13 protein-coding genes are annotated in these 17013 nt (G+C 65.3%); 9 read left to right on the top strand and 4 right to left on the bottom strand.

Features of this window, described 5'->3' with window-relative positions:
* The first annotated feature begins 154 nt into the window (after positions 1–154).
* A complete protein-coding gene (locus AWB81_RS16875) occupies positions 155–1822 on the top strand; it encodes a methyl-accepting chemotaxis protein (RefSeq protein WP_062637345.1) in 1668 nt (555 codons plus the stop codon).
* A 686-nt stretch (positions 1823–2508) separates the two neighbouring features.
* Here the strand turns inward: AWB81_RS16875 and AWB81_RS16870 are convergent.
* Both AWB81_RS16870 and AWB81_RS16865 read right to left on the bottom strand, forming a co-directional pair.
* On the bottom strand, positions 2509–3981 hold the full coding sequence (locus tag AWB81_RS16870) for an HDOD domain-containing protein (protein ID WP_062637343.1): 1473 nt from the start codon (positions 3979–3981) through the stop codon (positions 2509–2511).
* 195 nt (positions 3982–4176) lie between these two features.
* On the bottom strand, positions 4177–6102 hold the full coding sequence (locus tag AWB81_RS16865) for a putative bifunctional diguanylate cyclase/phosphodiesterase (protein ID WP_062637341.1): 1926 nt from the start codon (positions 6100–6102) through the stop codon (positions 4177–4179).
* 473 nt (positions 6103–6575) lie between these two features.
* Between AWB81_RS16865 and AWB81_RS16860 the strand changes: the two genes are divergently transcribed.
* The 3 genes from AWB81_RS16860 (at position 6576) to AWB81_RS16850 (ending at position 9012) form a co-directional block, all read left to right on the top strand.
* Positions 6576–7856, top strand: coding sequence for an EAL and HDOD domain-containing protein (locus AWB81_RS16860; protein ID WP_062637339.1), 1281 nt, complete (start codon positions 6576–6578; stop codon positions 7854–7856).
* Positions 7857–7927: 71 nt separating this feature from the next.
* The gene (locus tag AWB81_RS16855) at positions 7928–8491 is read left to right on the top strand and encodes a peroxiredoxin (RefSeq protein ID WP_062637337.1); all 564 of its coding nucleotides are present in this window, start codon (positions 7928–7930) and stop codon (positions 8489–8491) included.
* A gap of 38 nt (positions 8492–8529) precedes the next feature.
* Positions 8530–9012 carry a hypothetical protein gene (locus AWB81_RS16850; protein ID WP_062637335.1) on the top strand — a complete coding sequence of 161 codons (483 nt, stop codon included), beginning with the start codon at positions 8530–8532 and terminating at the stop codon, positions 9010–9012.
* A gap of 19 nt (positions 9013–9031) precedes the next feature.
* Here AWB81_RS16850 and cydB read toward each other — a convergent pair whose 3' ends face one another.
* Together cydB and AWB81_RS16840 are read right to left on the bottom strand one after the other, a co-directional pair.
* Positions 9032–10036, bottom strand: coding sequence for a cytochrome d ubiquinol oxidase subunit II (gene cydB / locus AWB81_RS16845; RefSeq protein WP_062637333.1), 1005 nt, complete (start codon positions 10034–10036; stop codon positions 9032–9034).
* Between the two features lie 33 nt (positions 10037–10069).
* Positions 10070–11512 (bottom strand): cytochrome ubiquinol oxidase subunit I, encoded by a 1443-nt coding sequence (locus tag AWB81_RS16840; protein ID WP_062637331.1) that lies wholly within the window; start codon positions 11510–11512, stop codon positions 10070–10072.
* Between the two features lie 475 nt (positions 11513–11987).
* Between AWB81_RS16840 and sugE the strand changes: the two genes are divergently transcribed.
* The 5 genes from sugE (at position 11988) to AWB81_RS16815 (ending at position 17009) form a co-directional block, all read left to right on the top strand.
* Positions 11988–12308 carry a quaternary ammonium compound efflux SMR transporter SugE gene (gene sugE, locus AWB81_RS16835; RefSeq protein ID WP_062637329.1) on the top strand — a complete coding sequence of 107 codons (321 nt, stop codon included), beginning with the start codon at positions 11988–11990 and terminating at the stop codon, positions 12306–12308.
* Between the two features lie 242 nt (positions 12309–12550).
* Positions 12551–13186 (top strand): DUF4126 domain-containing protein, encoded by a 636-nt coding sequence (locus AWB81_RS16830; RefSeq protein ID WP_062637328.1) that lies wholly within the window; start codon positions 12551–12553, stop codon positions 13184–13186.
* A 71-nt stretch (positions 13187–13257) separates the two neighbouring features.
* On the top strand, positions 13258–15765 hold the full coding sequence (locus AWB81_RS16825) for an ABC transporter permease (RefSeq protein ID WP_087135027.1): 2508 nt from the start codon (positions 13258–13260) through the stop codon (positions 15763–15765).
* A 22-nt stretch (positions 15766–15787) separates the two neighbouring features.
* On the top strand, positions 15788–16195 hold the full coding sequence (locus AWB81_RS16820; RefSeq protein WP_062637324.1) for a group II truncated hemoglobin: 408 nt from the start codon (positions 15788–15790) through the stop codon (positions 16193–16195).
* Between the two features lie 82 nt (positions 16196–16277).
* Entirely contained in the window at positions 16278–17009 is a 732-nt protein-coding gene (locus AWB81_RS16815) for an alanyl-tRNA editing protein (protein WP_062637322.1), read from the top strand.
* Positions 17010–17013 lie beyond the last annotated feature (4 nt).

Here is a 17013-nt window from a genome sequence, read left to right as displayed (position 1 = left end):
GGCGGCAGGATCGCAAGCGGCGCGCGGATTCCCGGAACCGGGGCGCGGGAAACACCTACTCAAGACTTGCGACGGAACTGCCGTAGACCAGTGACAAAGGCGTGCGTCTTTCGACGACGCGGCCTGCAACCAGAATCATTCGGGGAATGAATCGATGAAACCGTTTTCGCTGCGCGGCCATGCCGGCGCGGGCTCCGTCTCGCAAGCTTCAAAGGGTTCAAGTGCATCAAGAACGGGCCGCACGGCCGCCGGCCGTGGCGGGCTGTCCGTGAAGGTGTCGCTCAGGCTCGCCTTCGCGCTCGTGCTGGCGGGCACGCTCGTGATCGGCGCGATCGCGCTCACGCAGATCAGCCGTCTGAACGGCTCTACCGGATCGATCTACACACAAGGCTATGTCGCGAGCCGGGCCGCCGAGGAAACCCGCGGCTATCTGCTGCGCGCGAGCCGCTCGCAAAAGATGCTGCTCACCGCGACCACGGCCAAGGAACGCGACGAACTCGGCGCGCAGATCGAACAGGCGCTTGCGGAGATCGGCAAGGAACAGGCGCAGTTGCAGCAGTACATCGACGCTTCCGACCAGGATGCGCTCGCGCAGCAGAAGCGCTTCGCCGCGGCGGTCACGAAGTGGAGCGAGAACCTGCGCACCTTCCTCAAGCTCGTGAAGGAGCAGCCGCTCGATCTTTCGCAGATGAACTGGCAGGTGGGCATCCAGGATGTGTCGCTGCTGGTCGAAACAGGCAAGCTCGAAAAGATGGTCGACGATCTCGTCGCGCGCCGGGGCGCCGCCGCCAAGGCGACCATCGATGCCGCCGCGTTCATCTATCAGTCGTCGTTCGTGATGGTCTCTGCGCTGACGGTCGCGCTCTTCGTGCTTGCGATCGTCGTGAGTGAATGGGTCGTGCGGCGCCTTGCGGGACAGCTCGGCGGCGAGCCGGGCTATGCGAAGGAGATTGCGAGCCGCATTGCGGCGGGTGATCTGTCGAACCGCATCGACATCTCGACGCGCGACCACGCGAGCATGCTGCGGGCGCTGTCGGACATGCAGTCCGGCCTGTCGTCGACGGTCGGCGAGATTGCGGCGAGCGCGGAGGCGATCGCTTCGGCCTCGAGCGAGATTTCGACGGGCAATGTCGACCTCTCGCATCGCACGGAGGAGCAGGCGGTCGCGCTCGAAAAGACGGCGACGAGTATGGAGCAGCTGACGTCGACGGTGCGTCAGAACGCCGACAACGCGCAGCAGGCGAGCATGCTGGCGCACAACGCATCCGATATCGCGGAGAAGGGCGGCGAAGTGGTCGGACGCGTGGTCGCGACGATGGAGCAGATCAACGCGAGCGCGAAGAGTATCGGCGACATCATCGGCGTGATCGAGGGCATTGCGTTCCAGACGAACATTCTCGCGCTGAACGCGGCGGTCGAAGCGGCGCGCGCGGGCGAGGAGGGGCGCGGCTTCGCGGTGGTGGCGGGCGAGGTGCGATCGCTCGCGCAGCGTTCGTCGGCTGCAGCGAAGGAGATCAAGGGCTTGATTCACGCGTCGGTATCGCGCGTGACGGACGGCTCGACCTACGCGCAAGAGGCTGGCGCCACGATGGACGAAGTGGTGAAGGCGGTCAAGCGCGTGACCGACATCATGGGCGAGATATCGGCGGCGTCGGCGGAGCAGAAGAGCGGCATCGAGGAGATCAGCCGCGCGGTCACGCAGATGGACGCCGGGACTCAGCAGAATGCAGCGCTCGTGGAGCAGGCGGCTGCCGCCGCGCAGTCGCTCGATGATCAGGCGAGGGCGCTCAAGGGGTTAGTCGGGAAGTTTCAGTTGGGCTGATTGAGCGGTTGCTGTTCGAACGCCGTTCGATGTTCTTCCGCTTCTATGGAACCTGCTTTCTTAGCGGTCTATTAGCATTGCCCCTGTCCGGGGCGGGACTTACTTTCTTTGCTGCGGCAAAGAAAGTAAGCAAAGAAAGCAGCTTTTCTAGGCAACAGTCTTGAGGCGGCAACGCTCTTGAAGTACTGAGTGGTCATACCGCCTAAGTGTCGCCCTCAAAGGACTAAAGGGGATTGGTGCGATTAACCACTGTGTCATCGCACAGTGAACAAACTGGCACAGCAATCATTCATCCGTTTCCGCTTCGCTAACGAGGGATACATCGGTCGCGCGCTTGAGCTTCGCGGTTGAGGTGGTAGTCCGCTGGTTTTTGTTGTGCCCGTCGTCCGCGCGAAGCGCGGACGGAGCTGAACGGAGCGCTTACCACTTCGCGTGAGTGCAGGAGGTGTCAGTGCGTGCGCGCGCCTAGCCGGGTGGATGCTTGAGGGCGACACTTAGGCGGGATGTCCACTCAGTACTTCAATCGCGTTGACGTGTTGTGACTGCTGAATAAAAAGCTGCTTTCTTTGCTTACTTTCTTTGCCGCAGCAAAGAAAGTAAGTCCCGCCCCGGACAGGGGCAGTGCTAATAGACCGATAAGAAAGCAAGTTCCATAGAAGCGCATACCCCAAAGCGCCAGCACCCCCCTAGAGCAGCTCGACTTCCTTCCAATCCGCACTGGAAAAGAACCGGCTGAGTTCCCGTGTGAGCTCATTGAGCGCACTCATCTCCGGCGGCGTGATCTTGCGCACCTGCGGCGAAAGCGTCCAGTCGCCATAAACGAGCGCGACTGTCGAGTCGTTGGCCTTCACGGGCAGCAGCACGAACGCCTTGGCATCGCCGAATGCCTGCTTGAACCAGCGCGGCAAACGCGCCTCGATCCGCGGATCGTGCGCATTCTCGATGAAGATGCCCACCGGATTCGAGATCGCAAGATGAAACACGTCCGGCTGGAAAGCCGCCGCGAACTGTAGCGTCGGGAGCATTCTCTCCACGTTCGGCCCGAGCCCGAGCCGTGCGTGGAATTCGTCGTTGGCCTGGCGCACGAAAACCACCGTCCGCGAAAAGCCCAGGCCTGCCAGCACTGCTTCCGAAGCCAGCGCGAGCACCGGCCCAAGCGCATTCTTCGACGGCAACGCGCGCAAATCGTCCAGTCCCGCACCGATCCGCGCTTCCGCCGACACCCCCGCGCGCGCGATCGCATCGGCGTTCGCACGCAATTCGACGATCTCGCGCATCACGCCTTCGCCGCTCTCTTCGTTCGCAAGCGCGATGCTCATCGCGGCGAGCGTCTCGGCGTCGGTGTTCAGCGCGCCGCTGTAACGGTTCGCAATGTCGACGAGCAGCGACTCGCGATTTTCGCCCGCCATGTTCTGCGCGGTCAGCGCATCGGCGACTTCGGTCGAATAGTTCGTCACGGCCTGCAGCCAGGCGACGTGGCGCGGCACGGTCTGATCGGGCGCCTGCGGGTCGCTCGCGCGCATGCCCGCGCGGATCGTCTCCGGCAGCCGCCAGCGGTCCGCAGCCTCGATGCCGATCTCCTCGAACGAGACGCCAAGGAGCTCCGAACACGCGCTGCTGTCGCTGATGTTCTCGGCGGCCGCCTTGCGGCGCAACTGGTCCCACTCGCTTTCCAGATAGAACGCGACGAGCAGCTTGCCGATCTGCCGCATCAGCGTGCAGACGACCGCTTCCTCCGCCGAACGCAGGTCGGTGTGCTCGGTGATCTGGCGCGCGACCGCGCCCGAGAGCAGCGTGCGGTTCAGTTCGAGCTTGGCGTCGATGCGGCGCGGCACGCTCGCATGAAAGTGGTCGACGAGCTTCAGCCCGACGACGAGGTGCCCGACCGCATCCATGCCGAGCACCATCAGCGCGCGCGTGACGGTCGTGATGTTGCCGCCGAACGCCATGTACATCGCCGAATTGGCGAGGCGCAGCACCTTCTGCGTGAGGCCGAAATCCGACAGCACGACTTGCACGAGGGCAGTGAAGTCGAGGTCGTCGTCGCTCATCGCGGACACGGTTGTGCGCAGCGCCTGAGAGAGCATCGGGAAGTCCCCGCGCTCGCTCATGCGCTGCCACAGCTTGTCCAGTAATTCGGCCTTGACGGTGCTTGCCATGCGTATTGTGAGAAAGCCCTGCTGGTGCCGCGGCGGCGGGCCGGCGCGGCGTCAATCTTCGGCCCGTTCCCCGTCGAACGGAAAAGCGGAGAAACAGGCCGGAACGATATACGGTGCTGCAGTGATACGGCGATACGACGATGAGAGGCGGTTTGCGCGGCACGCTCCCGGATTAAAACACGAACGTGCCCTATCTCATAATGCCTCGTGAAGGAAGAGCGAGTTCGACTGGAACGACCGTGCGAGCTCTTCCGAAGGCAGCGCGTGGCTGATGAGCCAGCCCTGGATGTGATCGCAGCCCATTTCGGTCAGAAGCTCGCGCTGCGCTTCCGTTTCGACGCCTTCCGCGACGAGTTCCAGCCCGAGCGACTGGGCCAGCCCCACCACCGCGCTCACGATTGCGCGGTTATTGCGGGAGGTAAGCAGGTTTTCGACAAAACTCCGGTCGATCTTGAGCTTCGAAAGCGGAAAGCGCTGCAAATAGGCGAGGCTGGAATAGCCGGTGCCGAAGTCGTCGACGGCGAAGCGGATGCCGAACGCCCTCAGCTTCTGCAGGAGCCGCGTCGCTTCCTCGGGATCGTGCATCAGGAGGCTTTCGGTGATCTCGAACACGAGCCGCCGCGGATCGAGCCCTGTCAGCGTGAGCGCTTCCTGCACCGCGAAGGTGAAACGCTTGTCGCGGAACTGCTGCGGCGACACGTTCACCGACACGTAGTCGAGCCGGATACCGATCGCATCCCATTGCACGAGCTGCATGCACGCGGCCTTCAGCACCCAGTTGCCGAGATAGTTGATGAGCCCGATCGATTCGGCGAGCGGAATGAAAGTCGACGGTGGCACGAGCCCGTGCACCGGATGCTGCCAGCGCATCAGCGCCTCCACGCCCACCACGCCGCCGGAGTGGCTGCTCGTGATCGGCTGGAAGTGCAGCGAAAACTCGCCGTTGCGCACGGCTTCGTAGAGATCGGCTTCGAGCTTCAGCCGCTCGGCGTCGGTCGGGTCGTCGTCGACCATGTGGAAGACGACCGTATTGCCGCCCGACGACTTCGCCTCGGCGAGCGCATGATCGGCCATGCGCAGCAGATGCGCGCCGGCCGTGCTGCCCGGGCCGCCGGCCGCGTCGGCGCCCGTCGCCGGATCGGCGTGATCGGGATAGAGCGCGACGCCGACGCTCGCGGAAAGATGCGTGTGCTGCCCGCGATAGCGATACGGCTGCGCGATCGCCGTCAGCACGCGCCGGCCGAGACTTTCGGCGGCTTCGGCTGTCGTGCCCGCCGGCAGCAGGACCGCGAACTCGTCGCTCGCGACGCGCGCCACGCGCTCGCCGTGCGCCGCCGCGTGCTGGATGCGACGCGCGGTCTCGCGCAGCATGTCGTCGCCGGCATCGTAGCCGAGCGCGCGGTTGATGCGCTGATAGTCGTCGATGTCGACGAGCACGAGCGCCGCCTGCGTGCGCGTGTGCTCGGCTTCCGCCTGCACGGCGTTGACCGCGGCGATCAGCGCCGTGAGGTTCTCCAGGCCGGTCAGCGGGTCGTGGTGGAGCGCGTGCATGAGCCGCGCCTCGTTGTCGCGCCAGCGCGAGACCTCGAACGCCGCGAGCGCGAAGCCCGGCACGCCCTGCGCGACGGTCGAAAGGAGGCGCAGTTCGACCGTGATCGGATAAGTCAGCGACTTGACGAGCGAAAGCGTCGCGGATTCGAGCTTGCCGCTTGCCTGCGCGCGCCCCACGAGCGCGTTCAGCTCGTCGGCTTCGTTCGACGCCACGAGGTCGTGGAGCGTCAGCATGCCGAGATAGTCGCGGTGATAGCCGATGAAGCTGATGCTCGCATCCGACACGTAGACGAAGCGCAATGAATCATCGAGTTGAGCGAGGAAGTCGACCGTGCCGAGCGTCGTCTCGAGATGCGCAGGCAACGACCGCTCGACGGCTGCCGCCGGCGCCGGCGCTTCGGTCGTGTCGGCGGATGCGGGGCTGGGAAGGTCCGATGCCGCGCTGCGTTCGTCTGCGTCGCCCGCGGCCGGCGCGTGCGCGTGCCGCCTCGACGCGCCGATGAGACCGAGCGCGGTGTCGAGTGCGGCGCGCCAGAGGCGGCGGGGGACAGTGTTCCGGTTCGCTTGCATGTTCTCGTGATGGCCTTCTGGTTGCGTGACCTGTCGGTGGACGCGTGGCGGCACGTGCTCTTGAGAGATTGCCCGCGCAAATTTCTCGCGCGTTTTTCGCGCAACAGGTACACGCCCTATCAGGCAGGTTATCGGCTATGTCACGAATTACTTTAATGGGCGCGCCGGCCCCGGGCCGCCACCACGGACGGCCGCTCCCGACCGATGTTTAATTTTTGTCGGCCCTTTGATTCCTGTGAGGACCCATGGTTTTGGGTTAAAGTGTCGCGGCGATTGCGGCATTTCCTACCGGAATTTGATTGAATACACCTTACAGAAACGCAAATTTGCGTTTCTTTTACCGATTACGAACCACTTCCTCGACTTGCCCGCCCATGTGTGATACGAGTTCAGTTCGGCCATCGCTGACCGGAACACAGGCGCGTCCCATGCGACGCGTCAGGGTGTCCCGGTCGAGCGCATACTTTTGATCCATGGACGATTCGTTGCAGCCGACCGAGCCGGACGATGCGCGCGAACCGGAAAGCGTCTTTCTCGGACGCCAGCCGATTCTCGATCGCTCCGGTGCGCTCCACGCCTATGAGCTGTTGTTCCGCGACAGTCCGGACAACCGCGCGCCCGTCCATGACGACGTGCAGGCGACCGCGCATGTCGTGGCGCGCACGGTCGGGGAGATCGGTGTATCGGCCGTGCTCGGCGACTATCGCGGCTACGTGAACATGAACCGGGCGCTGCTGTTCGACGACATCGTCCACATCATGCCGCCCGACCGGTTCGTGCTCGAAGTGCTCGAAACCGTCACCTTCGACGCCGCGCTGTTCCGGCGCTGCTCGCAGTTGCGCGATGCGGGCTTCCAGCTCGCCCTCGACGACGTCGTGAAGCTCGACGACACGCTGCTCGCGGCGCTCCCCTACGTCGATACGGTGAAGATCGATTTCCTCGCCACCGATCAGAAGGCGCTGCCGGCGCTCGCGGCGGAGGTCAAGCGTCGCGGCAAGGCGCTTGTCGCCGAGAAGGTCGAGACGCACGAGCATTTCCAGCGCGCCCGCGATCTCGGCTTCGACTACTTCCAGGGTTATTTCTTCGCGCGTCCGCAAGTGCTCGCGACGCGGCGCCCGAGCGCATCGCGCGTCGCGCTGATGCGGCTTCTGTCGCTGCTGGCCGATGACCCCGCGATGCGCAGCCTCGAAGCAGAGTTGAAGCGCAATCCCGAAGTGGTCGTGCAACTGCTGCGCGTCGCCAATTCGAGCGCGTTCGGATTGAGCCGGCATGTTTCGTCGCTGCGCGATGCCATCGCGGCGATCGGCACCCGGCAGATCACGCGCTGGACGCAGCTCCTGCTCTACGCCGACGGACGCGGCCTGCCGTGGCGCTCGGACCCGCTCGTGCAACTGGTCGGCACGCGGGCGCGATTCATGGAACTTGCGGCGCGTGTGTTGCGTCCATCGGATGATTCGTTCGCCGATTCCGCGTTCATGACCGGCATTTTCTCGCTGGTGCATGTCGTGCTCGACATGCCGGCTGCCGAGGCGCTGACGCGGCTGAGCCTGTCCGAGGCGATCCGCGAGGCGATCGTCGACGGACGCGGGCCGCTCGGCGTGCTGCTGCGGATTTCGCAGGCGGCCGACCGGGGCGACATCCCCGAAGTTGATGCGAGCCTTGCCGACGCCGCGTTCGCACGGCTCACGCCGGCGGTGCTCGCGAAGCTTCAGGTCGACGCGGCGACCTGGTTTGCCGCGCATCGGCTGGAATGAGACGTGCGGTGTTTCGCCCGGACGCCAGACGGCGCCCGATATCCGTCATCACGCGAAAGGCTGGGAGACACATGAAACGCAACTTTGCAGGCAGGATGCTGGCAGGCGTGCTGGGCGCCGGACTCGCGGCGTACGCGCTCGTCGCGTTTGCGACGCTCAAGCCGGGCGACCGTGCGCCGTCGTTCGTCGCGCAGGCATCGCTCGGCGGCAACGTGTACAACTACTCGCTCGCCGACGAGCTGAAGAAGGGCCCCGTTGTGCTGTACTTCTATCCGGCGGCCTTCACCAAGGGCTGCACGATCGAGGCGCACGAATTCGCCGAAGCCGTCGACCAGTACAAGGCCGAGGGCGCGACCGTGATCGGCGTGTCGCACGACGACATCGACACGCTCAAGCGCTTCTCCGTGAGCGAATGCCGCAGCAAGTTCCCGGTAGCGGCTGACGCGGGTTCGGAGATCATCAAGTCCTACGACGCGTCGATGCCGATGAAGGCGTCGATGGCCAATCGCGTGTCGTATGTGATCGCGCCGGACGGCACGGTCATCTACGAGTACACGAGCCTCTCGCCGGAGAAGCACGTCGCGAACACGCTGCAGGCGCTGCGCGAGTGGAACGCGAAGCACCACACGCAATGACGTCCGCCGTCTTCGTTCACGCCGGCTGAGTCGCGCGGATGCCGATCGTCGTCGCGCTCGCCGTCCTCGTCGCGCTGATCTACGGCGCGGTGTGGTCGTTCCACGCACTGTCGGCGCACTTCGGGCTCGGCGTCGCGACGGGCGTGGCGGTCGTGGCCGCGGCGCTGGTTGTCGCGGGAATCCTCTACTGGCTGCATCGCAGACGCGAAGTCGCCCCGAACATCGCGCGCGGCCAGGACGGCGACTGGACCCACGAACTGAGGCGCGATTGGGGCGGCGTGCGCCTCGCGGCGGGCAAGCGGCTGTGCGACTTGCGCGTTGGCGACGAACGCGGCGGCTATATTTTCGCGGACCTGCGCGGCGCGCGGATGGAACCGGCTGCGGGCCCGGACGGCGCGTGGCAGGTTCTGCTTGACGTCAAGGACGCGAAGCGCGGCGAATGGCGCCTGCCGATGCGCGACAAGCGCGAGGCGCTCAAGTGGACGCGCATTCTGAAGCGGGCGGTGGAGCAGCGGTTGTAAGGACGGGCGAAACGCAAGCTCACCCGTGATACCCCATATCCCCCCGCACTTTCCCGCGAAACACCCAGTACGACCAGATCACGTACAACACGATGATCGGCAGCAGGAACATCGTCCCGATCAGCAGGAACTGCTGTGAAAGCGGCGCCGCCGACGCGTCCCACAACGTCACCGAAGGCGGCGCGATGAACGGCCACAGGCTGATCACGAGCCCGGTGAACGCCAGGAAGAACAATCCGATCGAACACAGAAACGGCACGACGTCGCGATCCTTGTCGAGGCTCGACCAGAGCGTCCACGTCAGCAGCGCCGTCAGCACGGGCACCGGCGCGAACAGGAAGCTCACCGGGAAATCGAACCAGCGCGCGGCGATTCGCGCGTCCTTGAGGGGCGTCGAGATGCTGATCAGCAAGATGAACGCAATCACGCCGATAAGCGCGAAACGCGCCATCCGGCGTCCCCACGCCTGCAGGTCGCCCTCGGTCTTGAGCACAAGCCACGTCGTGCCTTGCAGCGCATAGCCGAACACGAGCCCCGCACCCGTCAAAAGCGGAAACGGCGCGACCCAGTCCCAGCTCGTCCCGGAAAACACGCGTCCCTCGATCGGGAAACCCTGGATGAACATGCCGAGGACGATCCCTTGCGAGAACGTCGCGACGAGCGAGCCGTAGCCGAACGCGCCGTCCCAGAGCCATTTGCGCGCGCCGACCACTTCGCGGAACTCGAACGCGACGCCGCGAAAGATCAGCCCGAGCAGCATGAAGAGAATCGGGAAATAGACGGCCGGCACGATGATCGCGAACGCGAGCGGAAACACCGCCAGCAACCCGCCGCCGCCCAGAATCAGCCAGGTTTCATTGAAGTCCCAGACGGGCGCGACCGAATTGATCATCATGTCGCGGTCGTGCGGGTCGCGCCGCAACAGAAACACCATGCCGACGCCGAGATCGAAGCCGTCGAGCAGCACGTACATGAACACCGCCAGCGCGAGAATGGCGGCCCAGAGCGGCACGAGATCGAGCATCGCAAAGTCTCCTGTCGACCATGCAGGTTGCGGTCAAGCGCGCGGCGGCGGTTCGTTGCTCTTCGCGCCCGCCGCCGCAACGGTCTTGTTCGAAAGCGCGGAAAGCGGCCGCGCGGCACGCTTCTCGGGCTCCAGCTGATCGCCTTCATGTCCTTGCGTCGCCTCGGACGGCCCGACGCGCACGAGCCGCCGCAGCAGCGTGAAACCGGCGCCGAAGATCACGAGATACGCGAGCACGTAGAGCAGCCACGACAGCCCGACATTCGCCGCGGTGAGCGACGGCGTCACCGAATCCTTCGTGCGCAGGAGGCCATAGATGGTCCACGGCTGGCGGCCGGCTTCGGTCGTCGTCCACCCGGCGATGACGGCGATGAACCCGAGCGGCATGCCGAGCGTGGCGCAACGCAGCCATGTGCGGCTTTGTTCGAGCCGCCCGCGCGCGAACAGGACGATGCCGGACAGCACGAGCGCGAACATCAGGAGCGCGATGCCGACCATGATCCGGAACGCGAAGAACACGACCGCCACCGGCGGCCGGTCCTCGCGGGGGAACGCCTTGAGGCCCTGCACCGTGCCGTTCGGATCGTGCGTCAGATAGATGCTGCCGAGCACCGGGATCGCGATTTCGAAGTGGTTCATCTCCGCGTCCTGATCGGGAATCGCGAAGAGATTGGCCGGCACGCGCGAGCCGGTTTCCCAGAGGCCTTCCATCGCGGCGATCTTCGCCGGCTGGTGCTTGAGCGTGTTGAGACCGTGCATGTCGCCGATCACCATCTGCACCGGCACCATGATGACGAGAAAGATCAGCGACATCTTGAGCATCACGCGGCTTTCCTCCAGCGCGCGCCGCTGCAGCACGTACATCGCGCCGACGCCGAGGATCACGAAGGCCGCCGTCACGAGAAACGCGCTGACCGTATGCCCGAGCCGGTACGGAAACGACGGCGTGAAGATCACGTCGAAGAAGCTGACGACTTCGAAGCGGCCGTCCGGCAGGATCCGGTGGCCTTGCGGCGTCTGCATCCAGCTGTTGACGGCGAGAATCCAGAACGACGAGATCACGGTGCCCGTCGCCACGAAGATCGCCGACATCACGTGCGCCCACTGCGGCACGAGCTTGCGCCCGAAGAGCAGCACGCCGAGGAACGCGGCTTCGAGGAAGAACGCGGTGATGACTTCATAGCCCATCAGCGGGCCGATGACGTTGGCGGCGATATCGGAGAAGCGGCTCCAGTTGGTGCCGAACTGGAACGGCATCACGATGCCCGAGACGACCCCCATGCCGAACGACACCGCGAAAATCTTCAGCCAGAACGCGGAAAGCCGCCGATAGACATCGCGCTTGGTAATCCACCAGTTGAATTCGAGCGTGGCAATAAAGCACGACAAGCCGACGGTGAATGCCGGCAAAAGAATGTGAAAAGCGACGACCCAGGCGAACTGGAAGCGGGATAGCAGGACGGCATCGAACTCCATGAGCACTCCGCGTCGAGAATTTTCAATCGAACGGCGAATCGTAATGGCGCTGCTTTCTTGTCTGGCGGCGTCGGCCGGGCTCAAACCTGGCGTCGGCATCAAACGCGAATAATCTTAATCGTGCCATTCAGCTTAATACACGTTTTTCACGTGACGCGCTCTTTATTCGATATTTCTGCGTTGAATTGCTTTTGTCCGCGGAAATGATGGCGCGTTGTCGAATAGTTTTAGCGGATTCACCAGGACGCATATGTGACCGATGAACGAATGGTCGTCATGGAAAAATCGCTTTGCGCGAACCGTGCATGCAAGCTTTTGCACCGTTTTGGTACAATTACAGTTCACCTACAGCCGCGCGGACGACCGCGCGCGCTTCCGAATCACAGCAACTACGTTGCAGGTACCAGAGTAAGCGCTAAAGCGCCAACTCTGGCCGACAGGGGACGGCCCCATATTTTTCGATGGAGTCATTCCGATGTCCTGGATTCTTCTTTTCATCGCCGGTCTGCTGGAAGTCGCATGGGCGGCTGGTCTCAAATCGTCCGAAGGCTTCACGCGGCTCTGGCCGTCCGTGTTCACGCTCGTGACTGCCACCGGCAGCTTCGTGCTGCTCGCGATCGCAATGCGCCAGTTGCCGCTCGGCACCGCCTACGCCGTCTGGACGGGCATCGGCGCGGTCGGCGCGTTCATCTTCGGCATCGTGATAATGGGCGAGGCGCTCACCGTGGCGCGCGTCGCGAGCGCGGCGCTGATCGTGATCGGACTCATCGGACTGAAACTGTCCTCGGGCCATTGAGCAGCGGCTAAACTGCAACATCAACTGCTCAACCTTGGCGTGCAAGGCCTGGCGCCGCATGGCTATAATGGTCTGAAGTCATCTCGAATTTGCAGTATCGAGCCGCGTTCGTTTCTATTTTTCCCGCATCTTCCATGATACGGGTGGCTTCTTCCGGCATCTCCGGCGGAAGCGGCCGACGCCAGCGCTCGCTTGGATCCCAAGCCGGGCGCGCGGCGCGTGCAGCACGCAAGGAGGCGGCAATGCTGGAAGCACTTTCGCTCGCAGCGGGCCTTTCGTGGGCCAGCGGACTGCGCCTGTACCTGACGATCTTCGTGGCAGGCGTCTTCGAGCGCATGGGGCTCGTGCATCTGCCGGACACGCTCGCGGTACTGTCGTCACCGTGGGTGATCGGCGTGGCCGCGTTTCTCGCGGTCGTCGAATTTCTCGCCGACAAGATCCCCGCCTTCGATTCCCTCTGGGACGCCGTTCACACGCTGATCCGCATTCCGGCGGGCGCGGTGCTCGCTGCCGCCTCGCTCGGCCACGCCGATCCGGCGCTCGTCACCATCGCCGCGCTCGCAGGCGGCACGCTCGCGGGCGCGTCGCATTTCGCGAAGGCGGGCACGCGCGCGCTTATCAATCTTTCGCCGGAGCCGGTGTCGAACTGGGCGGCTTCCGCAACCGAAGACGTCGGCGCGCTCGGCGGCCTCACGCTCGCATTCTTCGTCCCGCTCCTGTTCCTTGTGCTCGTGATCGCGTTTCTGGTGTTCGCCGGCTGGGCGCTGCCGCGTCTCGTGCGCGGCGTGCACGGTGGCGTGAGCCGCATGGCGAAGCACATGGTGCCGAGCGTCGACCGGTTCAGACACCTCGATCGCCTGCGGAGCAAGCACGATTGAGCGCGGCATCCACACCAGCGACGACAGGGCGTAATCCCGGATTTTCCCAACTTGCGCGTCAGTCTTTGAGAATGACCGCGCGCGACTGGCGCGCGGGCGAACTCACGATGCTGCTGCTCGCGCTCGTGCTTGCCGTGGCGGCGCTCGCGAGCGTCGGCTTTCTCGCCGACCGCATGCGCCAGGGCCTGGAGCGCGACGGACGCCAGATGATCGCCGCCGACTTCGTCGTGCGCGCCGATCATCCGGTTGATCCCGCGTTCGCGCAGGAAGCCGCGTCGCTCAAACTCGCGACCGCGACGACCACCATCTTCCCCAGCATGATCAGCGCGACTGCGCCCGCCGCTGCGGCGGCGAGCAGCCCCGCGTCGCGGCTCGCAGCGATCAAGGGCGTGTCGCCCGGCTATCCGCTACGCGGCGCGGTGCGCCTCGCGCCGGCGCCCGGTGCCGCCGATGCGCCCGCCGCCGCCATTCCCGCGCCCGGCACCGTCTGGCTCGATCCGCCGTTGCTCGATGCGCTGAAGACGCGCGTGGGCGGCACGGTGAAGGTCGGCACGCGCGTTTTCACGGTCGCGGCGGTCATCACGCGCGAGCTGGACCGCGGCTTCGGCTTCGTCAACTTCTCGCCGCGCCTGATGATGCGCGCCGACGAACTCGCGAGCACCGGGCTCATTGGCTATGGCAGCCGCGTGACGTACCGCCTGCTGGTCGCCGGCCCCGACGCGCAAGTCGATCAGTTTGCCAAGTGGGCGCGCTCGCGCGTCGACGGCGGCAAGCTGCGCGGCGTGAACCTCGAATCGTTGCAGGACGGCCAGCCGCAAGTGCGACAGACCATCGACCGCGCGAGCCACTTTCTCACGCTCGTTTCGCTCCTGACCGCGCTCCTCGCAGCGGTCGCGATCGCGATGGCGGCGCACCGGTTCGCGCGCCGTCATCTCGATGGCTGCGCCGCGATGCGCTGTCTCGGCGTGAGCCAGTGGACGCTGCGCTCGCTCTTCATCGGCGAATTCCTGACGGTTGGCGTGCTCGGCAGCGTCGTGGGCGTCGTGCTTGGCTTCGGCGGCCATCTCGTGCTGCTGAACTGGCTCGGTACGCTGGTCGATGTCGAACTGCCGAACGCGAGCGTCTGGCCCGCGCTGCAGGGCATCGCGATGGGGCTGGTGCTGCTGCTCGGCTTCGCCGTGCCGCCGCTTCTGCCGCTCACGCGCGTGCCGCCCGTGCACGTGATCCGTCGCGAACTCGGCGACGAAGAGCGCCTCGCGTATGCCGCCTACGGCGCGGGCGTGCTGTTGTTCGCGCTACTGCTCGTGGTCGCGGCGGGCGAGTGGAAACTCGGCGGGATCGTCGCGGGCGGCTTCGCACTTGGGCTTCTGGTGTTCGGCGGTATCGCGCGCGCGGCGCTCTGGGCGGCGGCACGGTTCGTGAGGCGCGAGCGCGGCCGCGCGGGCGTCGGCTGGCGTTATGCGCTGGCGTCGCTGGAGCGAAGGAGCGGCGCGAGCGCACTGCAGATCACGGCGCTCGGCATCGGCCTCATGTGCCTCTTGCTGATCGCGATGACGCGCAACGACCTGATCGCCGGCTGGCGCAACGCCACACCGCCCGACGCGCCGAACCAGTTCCTCATCGACATCCAGCCGGACCAGCGCGAGGGCGTCGCGAAGTATCTGACGCAGCACGGCCAGCCCGACGCAGCGCTCTCGCCGATGGTTCGCGGGCGGCTCGTCGCGGTCAACGGCAAGCCGGTGAACCCAGACAACTACGAGAAGGCGGACGCGAAGCGGCTGGTCGACCGCGAATTCAACCTGTCGTACACGACCGAGCTGCCGGGCGACAACCGCGTCGAAGAGGGCAACTGGTTCGGCCAGAGCGAGAAGCCGCAGGTGTCGATCGAGCAGGGCCTCGCGAAGCTGATCGGCGTGAAGCTCGGCGATACGCTGCGCTTCGATGTCGCGGGCCTGCAGGTGGAAGGGCCCGTCACGAGCATGCGCAAGCTCGACTGGAATTCGTTCAAGGTCAACTTCTTCGTGCTGATGCCGCCGGCGGCGCTCGCCGATTTCCCGGCGACCTTCATCACGAGCTTTCATCTGCCGCCGACGCAGCAGACGCTGATCGACGGGCTCGTCGGCCTGTATCCGAACGTCACCGCCATCGATATCGCGCCGATCCTCGCGCAGATCCAGCGCACCTTGCAGCAGGTGATCGGCGCGGTGCAGTTCCTGTTCATTTTCACGCTGGCGGCGGGCGTGCTCGTGCTGTACGCGGCGCTCGCCGGCACGCGCGACGAGCGCATGCGCGAGTCGGCGCTGTTGCGCGCGCTAGGCGCGTCGCACAAGCAGGTGCGCTCGGTACAGGTGGCGGAATTCGTCGCGGTGGGCGCGCTGTCGGGCCTGATGGCGGCGCTCGGCGCGCAGGCGATCGGCTACGTGCTGGCGTCGCGCGTGTTCGAATTCCATATCGATTTCAATCCGTGGCTCGTGCCCGTCGGCATCGTCGCGGGCGTGGCGTGCGCCGGGCTCGGCGGCTGGCTGAGCCTGCGCCGTGTGCTGGCCCGTCCGGCGCTGCAATCCCTGCGCGACGCATAGACTTTCATCGACAATCAAACGTATGAGCGAAGTGAACACTGAAGCGCCGCAACCGACGGCGTTCGAACTGGTCGGCGGCGAGAAACGCGTGCGTGCGCTCGTCGACCGTTTCTACGACCTGATGGACCTCGAACCCGAATTCGCGGGCATCCGCGCGCTGCATCCGCCGACGCTCGACGGCTCGCGTGACAAGTTCTTCTGGTTCCTGTGCGGCTGGATGGGCGGGCCGGATCACTACATCAGCCGCTTCGGGCATCCGCGGCTGCGCGCGCGGCATCTGCCTTTCGCGATTGCGTCGGATGAGCGCGACCAGTGGCTGCGCTGCATGGCGTGGGCGATGGAAGACGTCGGCCTGGACTCGTCGCTGCGCGAGCGCCTGCTTACCTCGTTCTTCGATACCGCCGACTGGATGCGCAATCGTCCGGGCTGAGCATCGTCACGAATCGTTGACAGTGTGACGCGCGAACGCCCGGCATAATGGCCGTTCGTCATCTGCCGATCATCACCATTCCATGAGCACACGCGCACTCTTTCGCGAAGACGCCTACCTGACGCGCTGCGAAGCGACGGTCACCGCCATCGACGAGCAGGGCATTCATCTCGACCAGACCGTGTTCTATCCGCTTGGCGGCGGGCAGGCGGGTGATGCCGGCGCGCTGACTTTCGCCGACGGCACGCGCATCGACATCGCCGATACGCGCAAGGCGAAGTTCGAGGGCGCGACACCCGACGACGCCGTTCACGTTCCGTCGCCCGGACAGGAAGACGCGCTCGCGCGGTTGAAAACGGGCGAGCGCGTGACGGCCGAGATCGACTGGGAGCGCCGTTACCGGCACATGCGGCTGCATACGGCAAGCCATCTGATGTGCGCGGTGTTGCCGTATCCCGTCGACGGCTGCAGCATCACTACAGACTACGCGCGGCTCGACTTCGCGACCGTCGAGCCGATCGAGCGCGAGTTCGTCGAGGCGCGCCTGGCCGAACTGGTCGGCGGATCGCACGCGGTAGAGACCGAATGGATCACCGACGACGAGATGGCCGAGCGCCCCGAACTCGTGCGCACCATGAGCGTGAAGCCGCCGATCGGTTTGGGGCGCGTGCGCCTGCTGCGTATCGAGAGCGTCGATCTTCAGCCGTGCGGCGGCACGCACGTGCGCAACACGGGCGAGATCGGGCGGCTGCGCGTCGCGAAGCTCGAAAAGAAGAGCGCGCGAACGCGGCGGCTCGTGCTCGAATTCGTGTGAGCGC

It is taken from the genome of Caballeronia arationis, assembly GCF_001544975.2.
In the GTDB taxonomy this organism is placed as follows: domain Bacteria; phylum Pseudomonadota; class Gammaproteobacteria; order Burkholderiales; family Burkholderiaceae; genus Caballeronia; species Caballeronia arationis.
The sequence above is the reverse complement of the archived record's forward strand: the minus strand, read 5'-3'. Positions and strand labels throughout refer to the sequence as shown.

Excerpts from the sequence above, each read along its gene's own strand:
- AWB81_RS16875 (WP_062637345.1), top strand. The coding sequence starts at position 155 with ATGAAACCGTTTTCGCTGCGCGGCCATGCCGGCGCGGGCTCCGTCTCG.
- AWB81_RS16870 (WP_062637343.1), bottom strand. The coding sequence starts at position 3,981 with ATGGCAAGCACCGTCAAGGCCGAATTACTGGACAAGCTGTGGCAGCGC.
- AWB81_RS16865 (WP_062637341.1), bottom strand. The coding sequence starts at position 6,102 with ATGCAAGCGAACCGGAACACTGTCCCCCGCCGCCTCTGGCGCGCCGCA.
- AWB81_RS16860 (WP_062637339.1), top strand. The coding sequence starts at position 6,576 with ATGGACGATTCGTTGCAGCCGACCGAGCCGGACGATGCGCGCGAACCG.
- AWB81_RS16855 (WP_062637337.1), top strand. The coding sequence starts at position 7,928 with ATGAAACGCAACTTTGCAGGCAGGATGCTGGCAGGCGTGCTGGGCGCC.
- AWB81_RS16850 (WP_062637335.1), top strand. The coding sequence starts at position 8,530 with ATGCCGATCGTCGTCGCGCTCGCCGTCCTCGTCGCGCTGATCTACGGC.
- cydB (WP_062637333.1), bottom strand. The coding sequence starts at position 10,036 with ATGCTCGATCTCGTGCCGCTCTGGGCCGCCATTCTCGCGCTGGCGGTG.
- AWB81_RS16840 (WP_062637331.1), bottom strand. The coding sequence starts at position 11,512 with ATGGAGTTCGATGCCGTCCTGCTATCCCGCTTCCAGTTCGCCTGGGTC.
- sugE (WP_062637329.1), top strand. The coding sequence starts at position 11,988 with ATGTCCTGGATTCTTCTTTTCATCGCCGGTCTGCTGGAAGTCGCATGG.
- AWB81_RS16830 (WP_062637328.1), top strand. The coding sequence starts at position 12,551 with ATGCTGGAAGCACTTTCGCTCGCAGCGGGCCTTTCGTGGGCCAGCGGA.
- AWB81_RS16825 (WP_087135027.1), top strand. The coding sequence starts at position 13,258 with ATGACCGCGCGCGACTGGCGCGCGGGCGAACTCACGATGCTGCTGCTC.
- AWB81_RS16820 (WP_062637324.1), top strand. The coding sequence starts at position 15,788 with ATGAGCGAAGTGAACACTGAAGCGCCGCAACCGACGGCGTTCGAACTG.
- AWB81_RS16815 (WP_062637322.1), top strand. The coding sequence starts at position 16,278 with ATGAGCACACGCGCACTCTTTCGCGAAGACGCCTACCTGACGCGCTGC.